Below are 18,420 nucleotides of genomic sequence, written 5' to 3'. Positions count from 1 at the left end.
GCGTCACACCACCCCGGCCCGGAACGACGGCGGTACGGGCCCCGGCGTGCCCCGGCCCGCGGCGGCCGCCCGCCCGATGAGGGCGAGGTAGGCGTCCTCCAGATCAGGGGCCAGCGGCACCGCGCCCTCGTAGGGCAGAGTGCGCGACAGCAGCCGGAGGCGGACGCCGTCGGCGGTGCGGACCGCGCGGCTGACGGTGTGGCGCTCCCGCACCGCCGGTACGGCGGCGGGGTCGACGAGCACCTCCCACACCTGGCCGGCCACCTCGCTCAGCAACTCCTCGGGCGTGCCACGGCGCTCCAGCCGTCCGCCGGCCACCACCGCGATGTCGGAGGCCACCGAGGCGACATCGGAGACGATGTGGGTGGAGAGCAGGACGACCCGGTCGGCCGCCAACTCGCTGAGCAGATGGCGGAAGCCGACACGTTCCTCGGGGTCGAGGCCCGCGGTCGGCTCGTCCACGATGATCACCTGGGGGTCGGCGAGCAGCACCTGCGCGATCCCGACCCGGCGCACCATGCCTCCGGAGTACGTGCCCAGGGGGCGCTTCACCGCCTCGGTGAGGTGCAGGAGTTCCAGCAGCTCCTCGATCCGGGCCCGGGCGGTCCGGGCCGAGACGCCCTTGGCGGCCGCCAGATAGCCCAGGAACTCGCGCGAGGTCAGGTTCGGGTAGACCCCGAAGTCCTGCGGGAGGTACCCGAGGGCCCGGCGCAGCGCATCGGGCCGGGCGACCGCGTCCTCACCGCGGAACAGGACCCGACCGTCGGTGGGCCGGGTGACCGTGGCGGCGATCCGCATGAGGGACGACTTGCCCGCGCCGTTGGGGCCCAGCAGGCCGGTCAGTCCGGGCTCCAGACGGAGCGTCAGATCGTCCACGGCCCGCTTGCCGCCCCGGTAGACCTTGCTGAGACGGACGAGGTCGAGCACGTTCAGCCCTTCCCGGTCAGGGCGGTCTTCCGGCCGTCCTTGGTGACGGCGATGCCCTTGGGGACCTCGACCTTGAACCGGGCGTCGCAGAGCGCGAGCCCGCTGCACCCGGCATCGATGTCGAGGGTGTCGCCCCGCAGGACCCACGTCAGGTGCTCGGTGCCGGCGGCGGCGTCGAACCAGCGGGTGACCTTGATGTCCTTGCGGTCGGTGGCGACCAATTCGGTGGCGACCTCGTGCGTCGTCACCTTCAGGGCCGTGCCGGCGTACCGGAAGGTCTTCGCCTCGGGGGTCGCCTTCGAGGCATCCACGGAGCAGCCGGTGAGGGCGAGGGCGGCGGCGACGGCCGCCGCGGCGACGGTGAATCGGGCGGCGGTGACACGGGCGGCGGGCCGTTGCGCGACGGCAGACGGGAACATCGGATCCTCCGGGTACGGGAGCGACGGGCGCTGAACTCCCCCGAGGATTCCGGCGCCGGAGGTCCGGCACATCTGCCGTTCGGCAGATATCGGCTCAGCGACCGGCGGCGGCCGGCAGCAGCGCGCTGACCCGCCAGCCCGCCTGGTACGGCCCGGCCTCCAACGCACCGCCCAGTGCGCTCACCCGCTCGGTGAGGCCCGCCAGCCCGGTCCCGCCGCGCGGGCGTTCCCGCGGTACCGCGCCCGCCCGCAGCAGGCCGCCCCCGGGCCCGGCCCCCGCTTCGTCGGCGACGGTGACCTGTACGGACCCCTCCGCGGCCCGGCCGGCGAAGACCTCGACCCGGCCGGCCCGCGGCGCATGCCGCCGGACGTTGGTCAGCGCCTCCAGCACCACGCGGTACGCGGCGTCCCCGGCCTCCCGGGACAGCGCGCCGGCCACCTCGTCCTCCAGTGACAGCGCCACCTCGGCGGCGGTCATGGACGCGAACCGGCCGACGAGTTCGGGCAGGTCCGCCAGGCCGTACAGCCGGGTCGGCGGCGGCTCGTCCCAGGTGCGGCCGTCCGCCCCGCGCAGCGTCGCCACCGTCCGGTCCATCGAGTCCAGCGCCCGCAGTCCGGCCTGCTCGATGCGGTGCAGCAGCGCGCGGTGCTCCTCGGCGGCGTCCGCCGGAGCGCCGGCGAACTGGGCCGCCTGTGCCTCCAGCACGATGCCGGTCACCTCGTGGGCGACGAAGTCGTGCAGATCGCGGGCGACTTCGAGGCGCTGCTCGCGTCGGGCCAGCGCCACCGCGTGCGCCCGCCGGTTGTCCAACGACCGCAGGTAGAGCCCGACGCCGGTCGCGCAGGCGGCCGGGAAGAAGGCGAGCGAGGCCGCGAAGACCGTCTCCGTCAGGCCCGCGTGCGGTGCGTGCAGGGTGAAGCGCAGCGGCAGCAGGACGGTGGCGGCGCCGGTCAGGGCGGCGACCACGCCCACCCGGCGGCCGGGCACATGGCGCACCACCCGCTCCAGGAGGACCAGCAGCGCGACCGTCTCGAAGGGGAACCAGAGCAGGACCAGGCCGGGCTTCCCCATGTGACCGAGGTCCGCGGCGAGCGAGAGCAGCGCGGTGCCGGCCGCCGCCCGGTCCAGCGGGAGCCGGCCGCCCGCCGGCCGGACCAGGATCGCCACGGCCAGGGTCAGGGCGGCCATGAGCGCCGGCAGCCAGCCGTCGAGCGGTGCCAGGGCGGCGGGGGCGAGCATGCAGACCGCGGCGGTCGCGGCCCACCACGTCCGTGCCCGCCGGCCACGGGAGATGTGGTCCATGACGGTGAGGCTAAGGGGTGTTCCGTAACCCCTGGCGGGCGGCGAACCCGACAAGTGCCCTAGGGAGTCCGCCCCGTCGCATACCCCAGCTCCCAGGCCCGGACCGCCACCCCGACCCGGTTCCGCACCTGCAACTTCCGCTGGATGCTGGCGACGTGCGTCTTGACCGTGCCGGCGGAGATGAACAACTCGCGGGCGATGTCGGCGTTGGTCCTGCCCTCGGCGACCTTCCCGGCGATCTCCCGCTCCCGCTCGGTCAGCACCTCCTCGCGCCGCCCGGGCCGGCGCCGGGCCGGGGCGCCGGTGACGTGCTCCAGCAGCCGTACCGTGATCGACGGGCTGATCAGGCTGTCCCCGGCCATCGCCGCCCGGACCGCCTCGACCAGCAGCGCCGGCCCCGACCGCTTGAGCAGGAAGCCCGAGGCGCCGAAGCGCAGCGCCGGGTAGACGTACTCGTCGAGGTCGAAGGTCGTCACGATCACTACCCGGACCGGATGGGGCACGGCGGGATCGGCCAGCCGGCGGGTGACCTCCAGACCGTCCATCCGCGGCATCCGGATGTCCACCAGCGCCACGTCCGGCGTGAGCGCACGCCCCAGCTCCACCGCGTCCACGCCGTTCGCCGCCTCGCCGACCACCTCCATGTCGGGCTGGCTCTCCACGATGCGGCGCATCCCCCGGCGGACCATCTCCTGATCGTCGGCGATGAGCAGTCGAATCGTCACGAGCAGGGATTCTGCCGCACGTCCGGGCCGAGTCCCCACCACGGGCACCGCACGCGGAGCCGGCGGTACGCGGGCGGCGGCGGTCACGGCGCTGGTGCGCACCCGGATGCGCCGGTGGGTGGCGTTCCAGGCGTCGACGGCGGCCTGGAGCGCCGACTTGAGCGGCTCGCTCGCGTAGTGCGTCAGCAGCGTCGGCGTCACCGGCTCGCCGGGGCGGTCGTCGGACGGCGTCGCGCACCCCGCGGCGGCCAGCAGGGCGGCGCCGAGCCCGCCCGCGGCCCCGGCCGTCACCGTCCGCCGCCGCACTGCCCCTCCCCTTCCCGCCCCGGCTCTTCCCGCCCCGGCTCTTCCCACCCCAGCACCGCGAACGTCCGGGTCGTGGTGAAGCCGTTGTGGCGGTACAGCCGCCCCGCCGGGCCGTGTTCGCCCGTCCACAGGAACCAGGCACCGTGTGCGCCCAGCGCCCGCATCCGCGCAAGCGTCCGGTGCAGCAGCACCTTCCCCAGGCCGGCGCCGCGCAGCTCCGCGCGCACCCCGAAGGGGCCGAACCGCTCGACCGCGCCCTCGTACGCCCCGTGCATCGCCCAGCCCGCCAGCCGCCCGTCCGGGGCACGGGCGAGGACGATGCGCTCCAACGGGGCGCCGCAGGTCAGAGAGTGCCGGATGGCCCGCGCCCAGTCGGGCGCGAACTCCCCCTCGGCCAGCCGGACCAGGTCCACCAGATCGTCGTCGGACGGTGTGCCGAACCGGAACCCGCGCGCCACCAGGGCCTCCTCGTGCCGCCGTACCGCCTCCGGCAGGCGGTAGCCGACCAGGCTGCGGTCCATCGCGACGGCCTCGTAGCGGGTCCGGAAGCCGAGCCGGGCCAGCAGCCGGTCGGCCTCCGGGTACGCGGCCCGGTCCAGGCCGGGCAACACGTAGTGGGGGGCGTACGCGGCGAAGCCGACCCGACTGCGGCCGTGGCCGCGCAGCCAGTCGAGGGCGTCGGTCAGCAGCCGGTGGCCGAGGCCCGCGCGGCGGTGCGCCGGATCGACGAAGAAGAAGGGGATCCAGCCGTCGTCCGGCTCCAGATCGGTGCCGGCCAGCGGCGTACGGCGGCGCACCGCGTACGCGGCGCCCACCACCAGCCCGTCGCACACGGCCACCCGCAGGCCCTCGGCGTCGAAGTTGGGGTCCAGCAGGACCAGCGTGCGGAAGCGGTCGGCGCTGATCGGGTCGCCCGGGGCACTCCGGCATCAGGCCGCCAGCAGCGAGGGCCCGTCCCCGGGCCGGAAGGCGCGGAGCTCGGGGCGCGGCGGGCAGGAGATGTCGGGCATCGGACGACTACATACCGCAAAACCGGCATCCTGGCGACGGTGCGCGCACGGATGGCGCCGCCCACGTGGCGGGTACCGGACACGGCAGGCATGTTGAGGAGGAGACAGCCCGGCCGGCCCGCGGACGGGGCACCGGGAGGCTCCCACATGCTTCGGAGATCGTTGCGGATCCCCGCCGCGGGAGTCGCGTACCTGGTGACGGCGGCGGTGTCGTCGTCCGCGATGGCGTCCGGCCCGGAGGAGTACGCCGACGTCGTGGTCGCCCGCGAGGCCCGGGCCGGCCCCGGCACCGCGGCCGCGCTGGTGATCGCGCACCGCGGCGCCTCCCACGACGCACCCGAGAACACCCTGGCGGCCGTGGACGCCGCACGGCGCCGCGGGCTCATATGGGTCGAGAACGACGTACAGCGCACCAAGGACGGCCGGTTGGTCGTCATCCACGACACCACGCTGGAGCGGACGACCGACGCCGCACGGGTGTTTCCCGGGCGGGCGCCGTGGCGGGTGGGGGACTTCACCGCCGCCGAGATCGCCCGGTTGGACGCCGGAAGCTGGTTCGGCAGGCGGTTCGCGGGGGAGCGGATACCGACGCTCGCCGCGTATCTCCGCCGTTTGGACCACAACGGGCAGCGGCTCCTGCTGGAGATCAAGGCCCCCGAGCGCTACCCGGGGATCGAGCCGGAGGTGGTGCGGGAACTGCGGGCCCGGGGCTGGCTGGACCGGGCCCACGTCCGCGGCCGGCTGGTGGTGCAGAGCTTCTCGCCGGCCTGCGTGAAGACCGTGCACGCGCTCGTGCCGCAGGTGCGTACCGGGGTCCTGGGCGCGCCCGACGCGGCCGCGCTGGCCCGCTACGCACTCTTCGCCGACCAGATCAACCCCCGCCAGTCCGCGCTCAGTTCGCGCTGGCTCGCGGCCGTGCACCGGCTGCGCGGACCGCACGGGCGCCGGCTGGAGGTCTATGTGTGGGACGTGGCGAAGAACACGAACGCGCGGTCGCTGCGCGCGCGAGGGGTCGACGGCGTCATTGAATAGGGCCTGCGGGGCGGGAATCGGTGGGGAATGCCCGGTTCTTGACGGCGCCTCCACGGCCTGCCGGGCGTCGCCGCACCCGGCGACCCGTGAAGGAGCTGTGGAGGGCACACGCGCGCCGGGTGACCACGTCGGGCCGGGATTTACGGGATTCCCGCCGCGCAGCTAAGGTGCCTGAGATGTTCGACGCCGCCACCCTCCCCATAAATAAACCAAGACGCAGGATTTGGCTTTTGGGTTCCTCTTTCCGGCCCGGTGCGGGCCAGCGTCCGACTCCTCCCCTGGATGTGTTCCGGGAGGCTCCTTGAGCAACGACTTTCCGGTGTACGGCGAACGGCGGGTTCCGCTCCCCGCGCCCCGCCAGGTGCCACAGGGCACGCCGAGCCGGGCGGGCGCGCCGGTGCCCGCGCAGACCGGCAGCGTGACGGCGACGACGGCGACGGCGGTGGCGCCGACGGCCCCGGCGGGACCGGCAACGGACCGCCCCGCGACGGCCACCGGCCATCGCGGCAGGCCCAGGGGCCACGCCAAACACCGTGGCCGGGGACGGGCCGGGAACGCTGCCGGGGGCGACGCCGGAGCGAAGCCGCGCGACGCATTCTTCGACAACGCCAAGTACCTCGCCATCGTGTTGGTGGCGATGGGGCACTCATGGGAACCACTGCGGCACGGCAGCCGTTCCGCGGCGGCGCTCTACCTCACCGTCTACGCCTTCCACATGCCGGCATTCATCATCATCTCCGGCTATTTCTCGCGCAGTTTCGATATGCGCAAGGACCGGCTGCAACGGCTGATCACCGGCGTCGCGGTCCCGTACGTCCTCTTCGAATGCGCTTATACGCTCTTCAAGAGATGGGCGGACGACGACCCGCACTATCCGATCAGCCTGATGGACCCGTGGTATCTGACGTGGTTCCTGGCCGCCCTGTTCATCTGGCGGCTGACCACGCCGCTGTGGAAGATCGTGCGTTGGCCGGTGCCGCTCGCCCTGGCCATAGCGGTCCTGGCGTCCGTCTCGCCGGACATCGGCGACGACTTGGACATGCAGCGGGTGCTCCAGTTCCTGCCGTTCTTCGTGGTCGGACTGTCGATGCGCCCCGAGCACTTCAAGCTCGTACGCCGGAAGAAGGCGCGCATCCTGGCCGTTCCGGTCTTCGCGGGCGCGCTGGTCTTCGCGTACTGGGCGGCGCCGCGGATGAACGCCGCGTGGTTCTACCACCGTGACGCGGCGCAGGAACTCGCCGCCCCGTGGTGGAGCGGCGCGGTGATGACGCTGGCCATGTTCGGCTGCTCGCTGGTGCTGGTGGCCTGCTTCTTCGCCTGGATCCCGGGCCGGACGATGTGGTGCACGGCGCTGGGCGCGGGCACCCTCTACGGCTATCTGCTGCACGGCTTCCTCGCCAAGGGCTCCCGCTTCGGGAACTGGTACGACCACCCGTGGGTGCACACCCCGTGGGGCATGGTGCTGATCACGCTGTTCGCGGGCACCGTCGTCACCCTGCTGTGCACACCGCCGGTCCAGCGGATGTTCCGTTTCGCGATGGAACCCAAGATGACCTGGGCGTTCGCCAAGGACCCGGTGGGAGCGGCCGGCGGCCGGGGCTGACCGCGGCGCACCGAGGGCGCCCGCCCGACCGGGAGACCGGCGGGGCGGGCGCCCTCGGTGCTTCCTCGTCCTCTGGTCCCCCTGCGTACCGGTCTTTGGTCCCACACGTCTGGTCCCACACGTCCGGTCCCCGGTTCCTACGCCCCCGGGTACCGGGTCTCCGCCCCACGACCTATCGCGGCGCCCAGCCGGCCCTCCTAGGCTGACCTGCGAAGACGCCAAGCACGGGGGAGGACGCAGCATGACCACGGATTCCGAGTGGGGCGGCGAGCAACTGGATCTGGACGCCTATCTCGCCCGCATCGGCTACACGGGGGACCGCCGGCCGACTCCGGAGACCCTGCGCGGTCTGCACGCCGCACACTCGGCGGCGCTCGGCTTCGAGAACCTCGACGTCGTGCTCGGCCGTCCGATCCCGCTCGATGTGGCGGCCCTCCAGGCCAAGATGGTCCGGCAGCGCCGCGGCGGCTACTGCTACGAACAGAACCTGCTCTACGCCGCCGCCCTGGAGCGCCTCGGCTTCCGCGTCTTCGGGCTCTGCGCCCGGACCCGCATGGGCGAGCGGCGGCTGCGCCCCGCCACCCACGCGCTGCTCAGGGTCGTGCTGGACGGCGAGGACTGGATCACCGACGTCGGCTTCGGCGGCGAGGGACTCCTCGGACCGCTGCCGTTGCGCGACGGGGTGGAGGCACAGCAGGGCGGTTGGACGTTCGGCCTGGTGCACGAGGAGGGCGGGTCCGGCGACGCGGCCTGGGTGCTGCGCACCCGCCACGAGGACGGCTGGTTCGACGTCTACGCCTTCGGCACCGAGCGGCGCTTCACCGCGGACTACGCCGTCTTCAACCACTACATCTCGACCCATCCCCGCTCGCCGTTCACCGGCCAGATGGTGGTGCAGCGCCCGCTCCCCGAGCTGCGCAGCACGCTGATCGGGCGGGAGCTGACCCGTACCCGCCCGGACTCGTCACGGGAGGTGCGCGAGGTGGCCGCGGAGGAGCTCCCGACGCTGCTGGACGCGGAGTTCGGCATCACCCTGTCCGCACCCGACGCCGAGGCGCTGGTGGCGCTCCACACGGAGTGAGCGGGCCGATGACGGCGCCGCGCGTCCGGCGCCGGTGGGCTCGGTCCGCGGTGGGCCCGTGCCGCGGTGGGCCCGGCCCGCGGGGAACAGGGAACAGGGGACAGGGAGCGGGGAAGAGGGAGCAGGGGGACAGGGAGCAGGGGACAAGGAGCGGGGAAGAGGGCGCGGGGGCCTACGGGATGACCGCGATCCCCTCGATCTCGACCAGCGCCGCCTCGTCCCACAGGCGGGTGGCGCCGATCACCGCCATCGCCGGGAAGTCGCTTCCCACCAACCGCTTCCACACCCGGCCGAGCTCCCGGGCGTGCTGCCGGTAGTCGGCGACGTCGACCGCGAAGACGGTGAGCTTGACGAGGTCGGACGGGTCGGCGCCGGCGGCCGCCGCGACCTCCAGGAGGTTCGTCAGGGCGCGTGCGAACTGCTCGACGATGCCGTCCCCGACGATCCGGCCCGAGCCGTCCAGGGCGGTCTGTCCGGCGAGGAAGACCAGGGTGCCGGGGGCGGTGCGGACGGCGTGGCTGAAGCCGGTCGGCGGCGCCAGGTGCGGTGGGTTGATGCGCTCCGGCCCGCCGTGTGCGGTGCGGCCCGCGACCGGGGCGGTGCCCGGCCGGTCCTCGTCGCTCCTCGCGGTCTGCGCGCTCATCCCCGCCCGCTCCCTTCCGTCGCCAACTCGTACCGCACTCCCAGGGATTGAAGCGCGTCCTGCTCCTCCTGGGGAAGCAGTTCAGCGGAGACGGCGGAATCGAAGCCGACCGGCGGCGCGAGTTCGTCGAGCGCCTGACGGCCGAACGCGGAGTGGTCCACCAGGAGGACCCTGCGCCGGGCCGCGGCCCCTTCGGTGTCCGTCAACGCTGGTCCCTTCCCGGCGCGCCTCTCGGCCGTCCGCCCGCCATCGACCCCCTACCCGGGGAGTCTAGGGGTGTCCGACGCCCCTGGCCGGGCCCGCGGCTGCTCCGCCCGTATGCACGGCACGGTGGCGGCCGCGGCCGGAAGCGGCTCCCGACCGTCCCACGTACCCCGGGCGGCGTAGGGCCGGCACCGTACGAACGCCGCTTCGTGGTGGAAGGGCTTCGCCTGGTGCGCGTCGACCACGGCCCGGTGCTCGGGGCGGGCGGAGCCGTAGGCGTAGCGGCGCATGGCCGAGACGCTCCGCCACAGGGAGAAGGTGCCGACGAAGCGGGGCGGTCTGGCCAGGGCGAGCGAGGCGATCAGGGTGGGATCGGCCTCGGCCCGGCCGGCGGCCCGGGAGTTGGCGCGCAGGAAGGGCAGTGCCCGGCGCCACCGCAGCTGCCCCAGCGTGAGCACGGCGACCGGCCCGTCCTCGTCGTCCAGCGCGGCGCCCGGCTCCGCTTCGACCGGCATCGGGCTCCACCTGCCGGAGACCCGCACCGGCTGCAACCGCACCTGCCAGCCGTCGGCCAGCCGCCGCGCCAGTGGGCTCTCGGCGAGGAAGCCGTCCAGCGCGGCGTCGTCCTCCCAGGTGGCGATCAGCGCGGCCCGGCCCGGGTGCAGCCTGGGCGGGCCGGCCGCTATGGCGCCGGTGAACGTCGTGTGGGCGGACCGGAGACCGGGGGTGTCGCCCGGTCGTGGGCATCCGCGCAGGACGCCGGGGACGGAGCGGACGCCGAGGTCGGCGATGTGGACGGAGAGGATCACGGCAGCCCCCGTATCTCGACAGTGCACGACGCGACGGATAAGTTACTGATGCGTATACCAAGTGGTACACGACTCAGTATCCGTCATTGCGGTGACAATGGCGAGCGGAAAACACCAGCCGGATCACGCCAGATCGTGGAGCACATCGTGGAGAGGGCCGCATGAGCGAGATCGACCGCAGCCGCGCCGCGCGCGCCGAGGCCAGAACGCGGATCGAGGAGGCCGCCGCCCGGCTGTTCGCCGAGCGCGGCTTCGCGGGCACGACCATCGGCGACATCGCCGCCGAGGCCGGCCTGAGCAAGCCGATGCTCTACCGCCACTTCGACTCCAAGCAGGAGCTGCACCTCGCCCTGCTGGAGCGGCACCGCGACGAGCTGGCCGCCGCCCCGACCCGCGAACTCCTGCACGGTGAAGGCGACTTCGAAACCCGGATGACGGCGATGTACGACGCCTGGTTCGGGTATGTGCAGAGCCACCCGTACACCTGGCGGATGATGTTCCGCGACACCACCGGGGACCCGGAAGTACAGGACTTCCACCGCGAACTTCAGCGCCGACAGCGGGAAACGGACATGGCACTGCTCCGCGAGTTCGTCCCCGGCATCCCGGAGGACGAGCTGGAACCGCTCGCCGAGGCGATCCGCAGCTCGCTCTACGGACTCGCCCTGTGGTGGCTGGACCGCCCCGACCGGCCCCGCGCACTGCTGGTCGCGACGATGGTACGGATCACCCGTGGCCTGATCTCGACGGTCGAGCGCCCGGACCACAAGAGCCCGGACCGCGCAGGTCCGGGCTCCGCAGGCCCGGGCTCCGCAGATCCGGATGACGGGCACACGCCCTGAGGCCCGACCACCGGCCCCCGGTCCTCACCGATGCCCGTCCGCCGCCCCCCCCGCGCGCTACTTCGCCTCCGCATAGCACTCCACCACGGCCGTGGTGAACGGAAACCGCACCGGCGTCTCCCCGAAAGTGATCCGCCCCGCCGTCGCGGCCGCCGCCGCGATCGCCTCGGACACCGCCGGCGCCTCGTCCGCCGGGCAGTGCACGATCACCTCGTCGTGCTGGAAGAAGACCAACTCCGCCCGGAGCCCGGCCTCCCACAACGAGCGGCGCAGCGCGGCCAGCATCAGCAACGCCCAGTCGGCGGCGCTGCCCTGGACCACGAAGTTACGGGTGAACCGGCCGCGGGCCCGGGCGGTCGCCGAACTCCCGCCGTACCCCGACCGCTGCTCCTCCTCCTGCGGCAGACCCGCCTCGTCGGGCGACGCCACCGACGCCGGCGGGCAGGTGCGCCCCATCCACGTGCGCACCAGCCGGCCCTCCTCGCCGGCCCGGGCCGCCTCGTCCACGTACGCCACCGCCGTCGGATAGCGGCGGCGCAGATCGGCCATGTGCTTGAGGGCGTCACCGGACGTCTGCCCGTAAATGGCGCCCAGCAGCCCCAGCTTGGCCTGCGCACGGTCCCCGCCGAACGCACGGGCCGCCAGATCCGCGTACAGGTCCTCGCCGCTGCCGGCCACCTCCATCAGCCCCCGGTCACGGGAGACGGCGGCCAGCACCCGCGGCTCCATCTGGGCGGCGTCGGCGACCACCAGGCGCCACCCCGGGTCGGCCAGCACGGCCTGCCGGATCACCTTGGGGATCTGCAACGCCCCACCACCGTTGGTCGTCCAGCGGCCGGAGACCGTACCGCCGGGCAGGTACTCGGGACGGAACCGGCCGTCGCGCACCCACTGCTGGAGCCACGCCCACCCGTGGGCGGTGTGCAGACGGTAGAGCTTCTTGTACTCCAAGAGCGGGGCCACCGCCGGGTGGTCGATCTGTTGCAGCTCCCACTTCCGCGTCGAGGAGAGGGCGATCCCGGCGCGCGCGAAGGCCTTGACGATGTCGTGCGGCAGATCGGGGCGCACCCGGGCCTCCGGCCCGAAGGCCCTGGACACCTCGTCCGCCAGCTCCGCCAGCCGACGGGTCTCCTGCCCACCCGGATACCGCTCGCCCAACAGGTCGTCCAGCAGCGCGCGGTGCACGTCCGCCCGCCACGGCACCCCCGCCCGACCCATCTCCGAGGCCACCAGCATGCCCGCGGACTCCGAAGCCAACAGCAGCCGCATCCGCTCCGGATGCTCGGCCCGCTCCGCACGCACCACCTGGCCGGCGTAGACCTCCAGCAGCGCGGCGAGCTCGTCCGTGCCGGGCGGCAGCGGCACCGGGCCCGGCTCGAACAGCGACGGCTGGGTCTCGGCCGTCCGCGGCGGAGCGTCCGGCGGAACGGGCAGATGGTGCGACCGCGCCCAGGCTGCCGCCAGCGACCGCGGCTGGCCGGACTGCCCCTCCTCATGGCCGATCAGCAGCGCCTCCGCCGCCTCCACGTCATAGCACCGCTCGACCCGCACCCCCGCCGCCAGCAGCCGCCGGTAGACGTCCGCCGTGGACCGCCACACCCACCGTTCGACCTCCGGACGCGAGCGCACGGCCTCGGCCAGAGAGGACTCCTCCAACACCGGTCCCGCGGGCCGACCGTCCTGAGCGAGCGGGCAGAGACGAGCACCCCCGTCGCCCGTCTCCACCACCGCCCATCTCATGCCCCGAGTCTTGCACCAGGGTCTGACAACCGCCCTGACCAGCACCTACGCCGACAGCACCGCGGGAAGACCCTCCAGTCCGTACCTCCAGCCCGCACTTCCAGCCCCTGCCCCCGTCCATCCCTGATCTTGGGTGGGTATCCCCGGCTTCAGCCGGGGAGGGAAACGCATTCTCGGACCGGAGGCGTGCAGCGCCCGAGTTCGCTCCGCCTCTGTGGTGACGGTCAGGTAGGCCGTTTCTGGCCCTCGATGCACTGACGGACGATGCGGATCGGTGCACCGCCGCACGACCCGGCGAAGTAGGACCGGGACCAGAAGACGGAGCCCAGGCCGATGCGGTTGATACGGCCGGTGTACTCGGCGCGCAGGTAGCGGGAACTGACCCCTTTGAGGCTGTTGATCAGCTTCGACAGCGCCACCTTCGGCGGGTAGTGCACGAGCAGGTGCACGTGATCGCGTTCGCCGTTGAACTCTCTCAGCTCCGCTCGAAGCTGGCACACACCTCTGACACAACCAGCGGTGTCCGGCGCGGGGTTGAGCGGGTCACACCGGAGGGACGGCCCGCCGGAACGGCCGCCGACAGGACGCACGGACCCGGGCATTTCACTCGGTTGCCGCACTACCTCGGTACGGGCGGGGGCGTTGGTCAGCTCGTCGCTCCATGCGGCGTGCACAGGCACCCGAATGCTGATCAATGAAGAGGTCTACCGTGAAGTTTCTCCCGAAAGCCGCCGCCCTGACCGCTGCCGCGAGCATCGCCGTGATGGGCGGGGCCGGCGTGGCCAGCGCCAACAACAGCGCCCACGCAGCGGGCGTCGCCAAGGGTTCTCCCGGTGTGCTCTCCGGCAACGTCGTACAGGTCCCCATCGCCATTCCGATCAATGTGTGCGGCAACAGCGCCAACGTCGTCGGCGCGGGGAACGCGGCGTTCGGCAACCGCTGCATCAACGCCTGACGGATGTGCCGGGTTCGCGGCCTCGGCCGCGTGCACGGTGTGCTCCCGACGGCTGATCGGAAATTCCTCCTATCGGTCCCGGGACGTCACCGGAAGGGCAGCCGGTGCCGGGCCGCCGCGCGGAGGCAGTGATCTGTGTCCATGCCGGTTCGCTCTTCGGGGGCATCCCCGTCTCGGTTCAGGACATCAATGTGCCGTCCAACCCGCAGGCGCAGCAGTGCGTCAAGAACGCGACGCAGATCAAGGGGGACGAGCCGCTGTCGCACATCCTGGACGACATCGCGGTACGTTCCGGTAACGGGCGCCGCAACCACTGAGCGGCCACCGGCCGCAGGCCCGGACCGCCGGCTCTCACCCATGGTGCGGCCCGGGGCTGCGGCACCCCGCCGCGAATCGTGGGGACGGTAATTCTCGACCCCTCTTTCGGTGGAAATTCGTATTCGGCAGTACCTCGCCTGTTCGAACTCCGGCGTTTTTTGCGCGGGCTGTGCGTGACAATCATTTGAAACCGCCTTGCATCCTTCGGGCGATTCTTTCGAAAACACCCACGGTGAGAGTTTCGTTCGCGAGGAGAAATTGTTAGCAATATCGGCAGCGGCGTTACGGGCGTACGGACCAGCCCGTGTGACACGACGGTCGTGTTAGCTATGGACCCGCTGCAGGAAGGGCTGAAAGTGAAGTACGCAAAGGTCGCAGCAGCCACTCTCGGCACGCTCATGGCAGTGAGCGCGGCTTCGCCGGCATTCGCTGACGCGGGCGCCAAGGGCATCGCCAAGCATTCTCCTGGCGTGCTGTCGGGAAATCTTGTGCAGTTCCCGATCCACATCCCGATCAACGTCTGTGGTAACACCGCTCAGTTTGTCGGAGTGCTGAACCCGGCGTTCGGCAACCGCTGCATCAACGTCGACTCGAAGAAGTGGTAGTCGCGTCCATGTGACCCGGCCCCGATGTGCGGTCTTCCGCGCATCGGGGCCGGTCGCATTCGGTCCCGGACCGGACAGAAGCGGTCCTCGTGAACTTTACGGCAGCGTTCTCAAGAAGGCCGAACTTTCAGAGTTTCTCCCGGCGGCGGCACTCGTTAGTCCCCTTGGAAGCGGTGGTCCGAGCAGCGAAGTGATTGCTCGCGCGGCAATGGTGCCGCGGGACCGAGAAGCACCGCCCGAGAAGGGACAATTGAAAGTGAAGTACGTAAAGTCTGCCGCGGTTGTCGCCGGTTCCGTCGTGGCGCTGGGCGCCGCCGCGCCCGCTTTCGCCGCCCAGCCCGGCGCCTCGGCCACCCGGACCGGAGCCCCCCGGACGAGCCTCAACGGCGGACTGACCGACGCGCTGCGGAACAAGCAGCTGGACGGTCACCAGTTCACGCCGCTGGTCAAGTCGGTCAAGAAGACGGGGGAGAAGGTCAAGTCGACCAGCGCGAACAAGCTGCTCGGTGGCGTCTCGGAAGCGGCCAGGAGCACCCCGCTGCTCGGCGGCCTGCCGATCAAGTAACTTCGCTGTCCCGTGGGCCGTGCCCGCTGAATTCACCGCGGATATCGATTACGCGCGCGGAAACCCGCGCGCGTATACCGCACCCCGCTGCGCAGTCGCCCTGAATATAATCCGCCCGACACATTTCGACCCCCAGCGGAACGCGATCGGCGCTTCGGATCAGAGCAGCGGCTCATTGAGTGAATGGGCACAACGAAATTCGCCCCGGTGAGCCAGGCGGGCCGCCCGACCCAAGGGCGACGAGGCCCTGTCGCACATCGTGGACCACATCCTGCTCCTCTCCGGCAACGGTCGCGGCCACCACTGACCGGCAGGTCTGCACCCGGGCCACCCGGGCCCTTCCTGCCAATGGGCGGACCGGGCCCACCCCGTTCCTCCGGCGCGCCCGATCCGGACCCTGGGCCGACGGAATCACCGGCGTCGGAACACGGAAATGTTATTCGCTCGTGACTGGATTACCGCATCCCGCTCGTTAGGCAAGGTGTGTGGAGGGAAGCATGCCGATGCCCTTGCGAGATTGATGGGGTTGCCGGGGCATTGGCATGCCGGCCGTATGCGACAGCAGGGCCCGCGACGTCGTTCATCGGCGCTGCGGGCCCTGTGTCGCACCCGTGAAACGGGGCGCCGCACGGACGCCTGGTGCGAGAAGAGTGCCGCACCGAAAAATATGCCGCACGACCGGTCTCGTGAAAAACGTTTATGGCGCTTTTCCGTGCGTTTTCGCGCCAGCTGTTCGAGTGGCGCAGCGGAACCCCCGTCGGGGTGGTGGGTTGTTCAAACAGGGCTCCCGTGCCGGGAGTTCCGTCTCCTGAAGGGTTTTGCGATGAAGAAGATGATCGCCGGCGCGGCCGTCGCGGCATCCCTGGTCGGTGTGGCGGCGACGGCCGCTCAGGCCAAGGGCGACGAGCCGCTGTCGCACATCCTCGACGACATCGCCTTCCGTTCCGGCAGCGGACGCCGCAACCACTGACGGTCGACGGCCCCGCCCTCACCACCGCTTGCGTCCCCGGGCGGTCGGCGCCGCGTATGCGCTGCCGACCGCCCGGCCGTGTGCGCGGCCCGGGGTACGGCCGCGGCCGTACGCCATGACTTCGGACGAGGAGGAGAGATGCGACAGGGCCTGACGACGTGCGTGCTCGTTGCGGCGGCGTGTGGTGCGCTCGGCGCGAGCGGCGGCACGGCGTACGCGGACGCCGGCGTCGCCCCCGTCCACCGGCTGGCCGCCGAGCTGGTGCACCGCCGCGCCCCGGAGCCGCTGTACCGCCCGGACCCACGGCCGGTGCGGCACCGGGCCGTGGTGCCGGTTGCCCCCGCCCGCCGGCCCGCCGCGCGGCCCGGGCAGAACCGGCGGGTCGGGGCGGTGGCGCGGGCCGGGGCGTCCGCGGGCTCCGCGCTGCTGGCCGTCACCGGGGCGGACGTGCTGGGCGTGGTGGCCGGTCTGGGCGGCGGGCTGCTGCTGGGCGGGGTGCTGCTGCTGCGCAGGGCCCGGACCCGGCGCAGATGAGACCCGTACGTGGTGCGCAACACGTGGTGTGCAGGGCACGCGGTGCGGAGGGCACGTGGTGCGGAGGAGGGGGCGGCCGGACCTGGCGGTGGGGTGGTGCGGGTGGCCGACGTTGCCGTGGGGGCTCGGCGGCCGGCCGAGCGGCGGGTCCGGCGGGCCGCTCGGCCTGGGCCACCCGGTCGAGCCGGCCGTCGGCATGGCCGGACGGTTCGACCGCGGGCCGTCGTACCGCTGCCGGCGGGCGATGCTACGGCTGGATGCCGCCCCGCGGGGGTACGACGGATCGTGCGGATCAACGCGTGGAGCCACGGCCCCGGCACGGCGCGGACGGTTCTTTCGCTCATTGGTGGGGACCCGGCTCCCAGGGCGTTTGAAGGGGACGGAAACGGGAGCAGAGCGGGATCATGCCCGTCGTTGCGGGCTCTGGCAAAATGGCGATGCAATACGATAAAAGCCGCAAAGGTGATGAGTGGATGAGGTGGGGTCATGCTCATTGCGCTGGCGCAGACGGATTGCCTGCTGGGCGAGGTGGCGGAGAACCTCAAGATCGCCCGAGAGCAGATCGAGCAGGCCGCGGCCCAGGGCGCCGACCTTGTCGTCTTCCCCGAACTGAGCCTGCACGGCTACCACTTGGGCGCACTCAAGCGCGACGAGTCCATCGAGGCGAGCGATCCGCGGCTGCTGGAGCTGAGCACCCTGGGCCCCGATGTGCTGGTCGGCTTCCACGAGCACACCCGCCTGCGCGCCTACAACACCGCGGCGCACTACACGGGCGGGTCGCTGCTGCACGCCCACCGCAAGCTCTACCTCCCCAACTACCTCGCCTGGGAGGAGCGCAAGCACGTCAGCCCGGGGCAGTCGTTGCGGGGCTACGAGCTGAAGCGGTCCAGCACCGGCGGGCGGGGCGCGACGCTGGTGTGCAACGACGCCTGGCAGCCGGTGCTGCCGTGGCTGGCGGTGCAGGACGGTGCGGAGGTGCTGTTCGTGCCGACCAACAGTGCGGCGAGCCTTGACCCCGAGGCGATGGACACCGGCCTGTACTGGGACACCCTGCTGGCCTACACCGCGAAGATGCTCCAGTGCTGGGTGGTGTTCGTCAATCGGGTCGGCAATGAGCACGGCGCCACCTTCTGGGGCGGTTCCCGGGTGGTGGACCCGCGCGGGGCGGTGGTGGCGCAGGCCCCCAAGTGGGAGCCGTCGCTGGTCACCGTGGAGATCGACCTCGCCGAGGCGCGTCGGCAGCGCCGGGCGGTGCCGCTGGTGGCCGAGGCCCGGCTGAGCCTGATCGACCGCGAGGTGCGGCGGCTGATCGACGAGGGCGGCGACAGCTGACCGTCGTCGGGGCAGTCGCCGGGGCCGGTGCCGGGGTCAGTGGCCGGTTGCCGACCCCGTTCGGGGCGCCTCGGCCGACCCCTCGTCCTTGAGGGCCTTGGCCTCGGACTTGAGGATGCGCATCGAGCGGCCGAGGCCGCGTGCCATGTCGGGCAGCTTCTTCGAGCCGAAGAGCAGCACGAGGACCGCGATGATCAGGATCAGGTGCCAGGGCTCGAAGGCGTTGCGGAGCATGGGCTTGATCGCTTTCGTCGGAGGTGCCGGCGGACGTTCTGTCCAGTATCACCCGAACGATCCGGCCATGCGGTCCAGGGGTGCTCCCGGGAGGCGGGCGTCTGTCGGCGCGGCCCGTGGTCGGGCCTGTCCGCGCCCGGGCGGTCGTGGATGACGGCCGTGAGGACGGCGCGTCTGGCCGTGTAACAGGCCAACTTCGCGCGGCGCCGGACCGCCTCGCCGATCGTGTTCCGCTCGGTCATCGGGCAGCACTCCTCACTGCT

General features: G+C 72.2%; 20 protein-coding genes and 2 pseudogenes. 11 read left to right on the top strand and 11 right to left on the bottom strand.

Translation table 11 applies throughout. The features are described 5' to 3' along the window. Window positions 1-3: 3 nt before the first annotated feature. From AB0C96_RS15685 to AB0C96_RS15665, 5 genes are all read right to left on the bottom strand, one after another. Window positions 4-927 carry an ABC transporter ATP-binding protein gene (locus AB0C96_RS15685; RefSeq protein WP_362917625.1) on the bottom strand — a complete coding sequence of 308 codons (924 nt, stop codon included), beginning with the start codon at window positions 925-927 and terminating at the stop codon, window positions 4-6. A 2-nt stretch (window positions 928-929) separates the two neighbouring features. Further along, window positions 930-1,346 carry a hypothetical protein gene (locus AB0C96_RS15680; RefSeq protein ID WP_362917623.1) on the bottom strand — a complete coding sequence of 139 codons (417 nt, stop codon included), beginning with the start codon at window positions 1,344-1,346 and terminating at the stop codon, window positions 930-932. A 94-nt stretch (window positions 1,347-1,440) separates the two neighbouring features. After that, on the bottom strand, window positions 1,441-2,649 hold the full coding sequence (locus tag AB0C96_RS15675) for a histidine kinase (RefSeq protein ID WP_362917621.1): 1,209 nt from the start codon (window positions 2,647-2,649) through the stop codon (window positions 1,441-1,443). A gap of 59 nt (window positions 2,650-2,708) precedes the next feature. Beyond that, window positions 2,709-3,374: a response regulator transcription factor gene (locus tag AB0C96_RS15670; protein WP_362917716.1), complete on the bottom strand. Its 666-nt coding sequence runs from the start codon at window positions 3,372-3,374 to the stop codon at window positions 2,709-2,711. A gap of 287 nt (window positions 3,375-3,661) precedes the next feature. Continuing rightward, on the bottom strand, window positions 3,662-4,525 hold the full coding sequence (locus AB0C96_RS15665) for a GNAT family N-acetyltransferase (protein ID WP_362917715.1): 864 nt from the start codon (window positions 4,523-4,525) through the stop codon (window positions 3,662-3,664). 312 nt (window positions 4,526-4,837) lie between these two features. On the opposite strand from AB0C96_RS15665, the gene AB0C96_RS15660 reads away from it, so the two are divergent. The 3 genes from AB0C96_RS15660 (at window position 4,838) to AB0C96_RS15650 (ending at window position 8,406) form a co-directional block, all read left to right on the top strand. Then, complete coding sequence (locus AB0C96_RS15660) at window positions 4,838-5,722, top strand: glycerophosphodiester phosphodiesterase family protein (protein ID WP_362917619.1); 885 nt, start codon at window positions 4,838-4,840, stop codon at window positions 5,720-5,722. A gap of 301 nt (window positions 5,723-6,023) precedes the next feature. After that, window positions 6,024-7,325 (top strand): acyltransferase family protein, encoded by a 1,302-nt coding sequence (locus AB0C96_RS15655; protein WP_362917617.1) that lies wholly within the window; start codon window positions 6,024-6,026, stop codon window positions 7,323-7,325. Between the two features lie 241 nt (window positions 7,326-7,566). Then, a complete protein-coding gene (locus AB0C96_RS15650) occupies window positions 7,567-8,406 on the top strand; it encodes an arylamine N-acetyltransferase (protein ID WP_362917615.1) in 840 nt (279 codons plus the stop codon). A gap of 172 nt (window positions 8,407-8,578) precedes the next feature. Here AB0C96_RS15650 and AB0C96_RS15645 read toward each other — a convergent pair whose 3' ends face one another. Genes AB0C96_RS15645 through AB0C96_RS15635 form a run of 3 tightly spaced genes read right to left on the bottom strand, consistent with a single transcriptional unit; the run spans window position 8,579 to window position 10,062 of the window. Continuing rightward, on the bottom strand, window positions 8,579-9,049 hold the full coding sequence (locus AB0C96_RS15645; protein ID WP_362917613.1) for a RidA family protein: 471 nt from the start codon (window positions 9,047-9,049) through the stop codon (window positions 8,579-8,581). Next, window positions 9,046-9,255, bottom strand: a complete 210-nt coding sequence (locus AB0C96_RS15640; protein WP_362917611.1) for a hypothetical protein — start codon at window positions 9,253-9,255, stop codon at window positions 9,046-9,048. Before AB0C96_RS15640 ends, AB0C96_RS15645 begins: the two co-directional genes overlap by 4 nt. A gap of 51 nt (window positions 9,256-9,306) precedes the next feature. Continuing rightward, window positions 9,307-10,062, bottom strand: coding sequence for a spheroidene monooxygenase (locus AB0C96_RS15635; protein WP_362917609.1), 756 nt, complete (start codon window positions 10,060-10,062; stop codon window positions 9,307-9,309). A gap of 161 nt (window positions 10,063-10,223) precedes the next feature. Between AB0C96_RS15635 and AB0C96_RS15630 the strand changes: the two genes are divergently transcribed. After that, window positions 10,224-10,904: a TetR/AcrR family transcriptional regulator gene (locus AB0C96_RS15630; RefSeq protein WP_362917606.1), complete on the top strand. Its 681-nt coding sequence runs from the start codon at window positions 10,224-10,226 to the stop codon at window positions 10,902-10,904. A 57-nt stretch (window positions 10,905-10,961) separates the two neighbouring features. Here the strand turns inward: AB0C96_RS15630 and AB0C96_RS15625 are convergent, their stop codons facing one another. After that, complete coding sequence (locus tag AB0C96_RS15625) at window positions 10,962-12,644, bottom strand: bifunctional 3'-5' exonuclease/DNA polymerase (protein WP_362917604.1); 1,683 nt, start codon at window positions 12,642-12,644, stop codon at window positions 10,962-10,964. A gap of 224 nt (window positions 12,645-12,868) precedes the next feature. Further along, window positions 12,869-13,158, bottom strand: a pseudogene (tnpA, locus tag AB0C96_RS15620) (IS200/IS605 family transposase); the annotation flags it as partial. Between the two features lie 180 nt (window positions 13,159-13,338). On the opposite strand from tnpA, the gene AB0C96_RS15615 reads away from it, so the two are divergent. From AB0C96_RS15615 to AB0C96_RS15585, 7 genes and pseudogenes are all read left to right on the top strand, one after another. Further along, window positions 13,339-13,599, top strand: a complete 261-nt coding sequence (locus AB0C96_RS15615; protein WP_362917602.1) for a chaplin — start codon at window positions 13,339-13,341, stop codon at window positions 13,597-13,599. Window positions 13,600-13,739: 140 nt separating this feature from the next. Beyond that, window positions 13,740-13,916 (top strand): annotated as a pseudogene (locus tag AB0C96_RS15610) (RdlA protein); the annotation flags it as partial. Between the two features lie 357 nt (window positions 13,917-14,273). After that, window positions 14,274-14,522: a chaplin gene (locus tag AB0C96_RS15605; protein ID WP_362917714.1), complete on the top strand. Its 249-nt coding sequence runs from the start codon at window positions 14,274-14,276 to the stop codon at window positions 14,520-14,522. 256 nt (window positions 14,523-14,778) lie between these two features. Further along, a complete protein-coding gene (locus AB0C96_RS15600; protein WP_362917600.1) occupies window positions 14,779-15,087 on the top strand; it encodes a hypothetical protein in 309 nt (102 codons plus the stop codon). 823 nt (window positions 15,088-15,910) lie between these two features. Continuing rightward, window positions 15,911-16,057 carry a hypothetical protein gene (locus AB0C96_RS15595; protein ID WP_362917598.1) on the top strand — a complete coding sequence of 49 codons (147 nt, stop codon included), beginning with the start codon at window positions 15,911-15,913 and terminating at the stop codon, window positions 16,055-16,057. A 138-nt stretch (window positions 16,058-16,195) separates the two neighbouring features. Continuing rightward, a complete protein-coding gene (locus AB0C96_RS15590) occupies window positions 16,196-16,591 on the top strand; it encodes a hypothetical protein (protein ID WP_362917596.1) in 396 nt (131 codons plus the stop codon). A gap of 486 nt (window positions 16,592-17,077) precedes the next feature. Then, window positions 17,078-17,923, top strand: a complete 846-nt coding sequence (locus AB0C96_RS15585; RefSeq protein WP_362917594.1) for a nitrilase-related carbon-nitrogen hydrolase — start codon at window positions 17,078-17,080, stop codon at window positions 17,921-17,923. 36 nt (window positions 17,924-17,959) lie between these two features. Here AB0C96_RS15585 and tatA read toward each other — a convergent pair whose 3' ends face one another. Beyond that, complete coding sequence (tatA, locus tag AB0C96_RS15580) at window positions 17,960-18,157, bottom strand: Sec-independent protein translocase subunit TatA (protein WP_362917592.1); 198 nt, start codon at window positions 18,155-18,157, stop codon at window positions 17,960-17,962. Between the last annotated feature and the right edge of the window lie 263 nt (window positions 18,158-18,420).

Origin of the sequence: Streptomyces sp. NPDC048506, from assembly GCF_040651315.1 — a bacterium.
Taxonomy (GTDB): Bacteria; Actinomycetota; Actinomycetes; order Streptomycetales; family Streptomycetaceae; genus Streptomyces.
The sequence above is the reverse complement of the archived record's forward strand: the minus strand, read 5'-3'. Positions and strand labels throughout refer to the sequence as shown.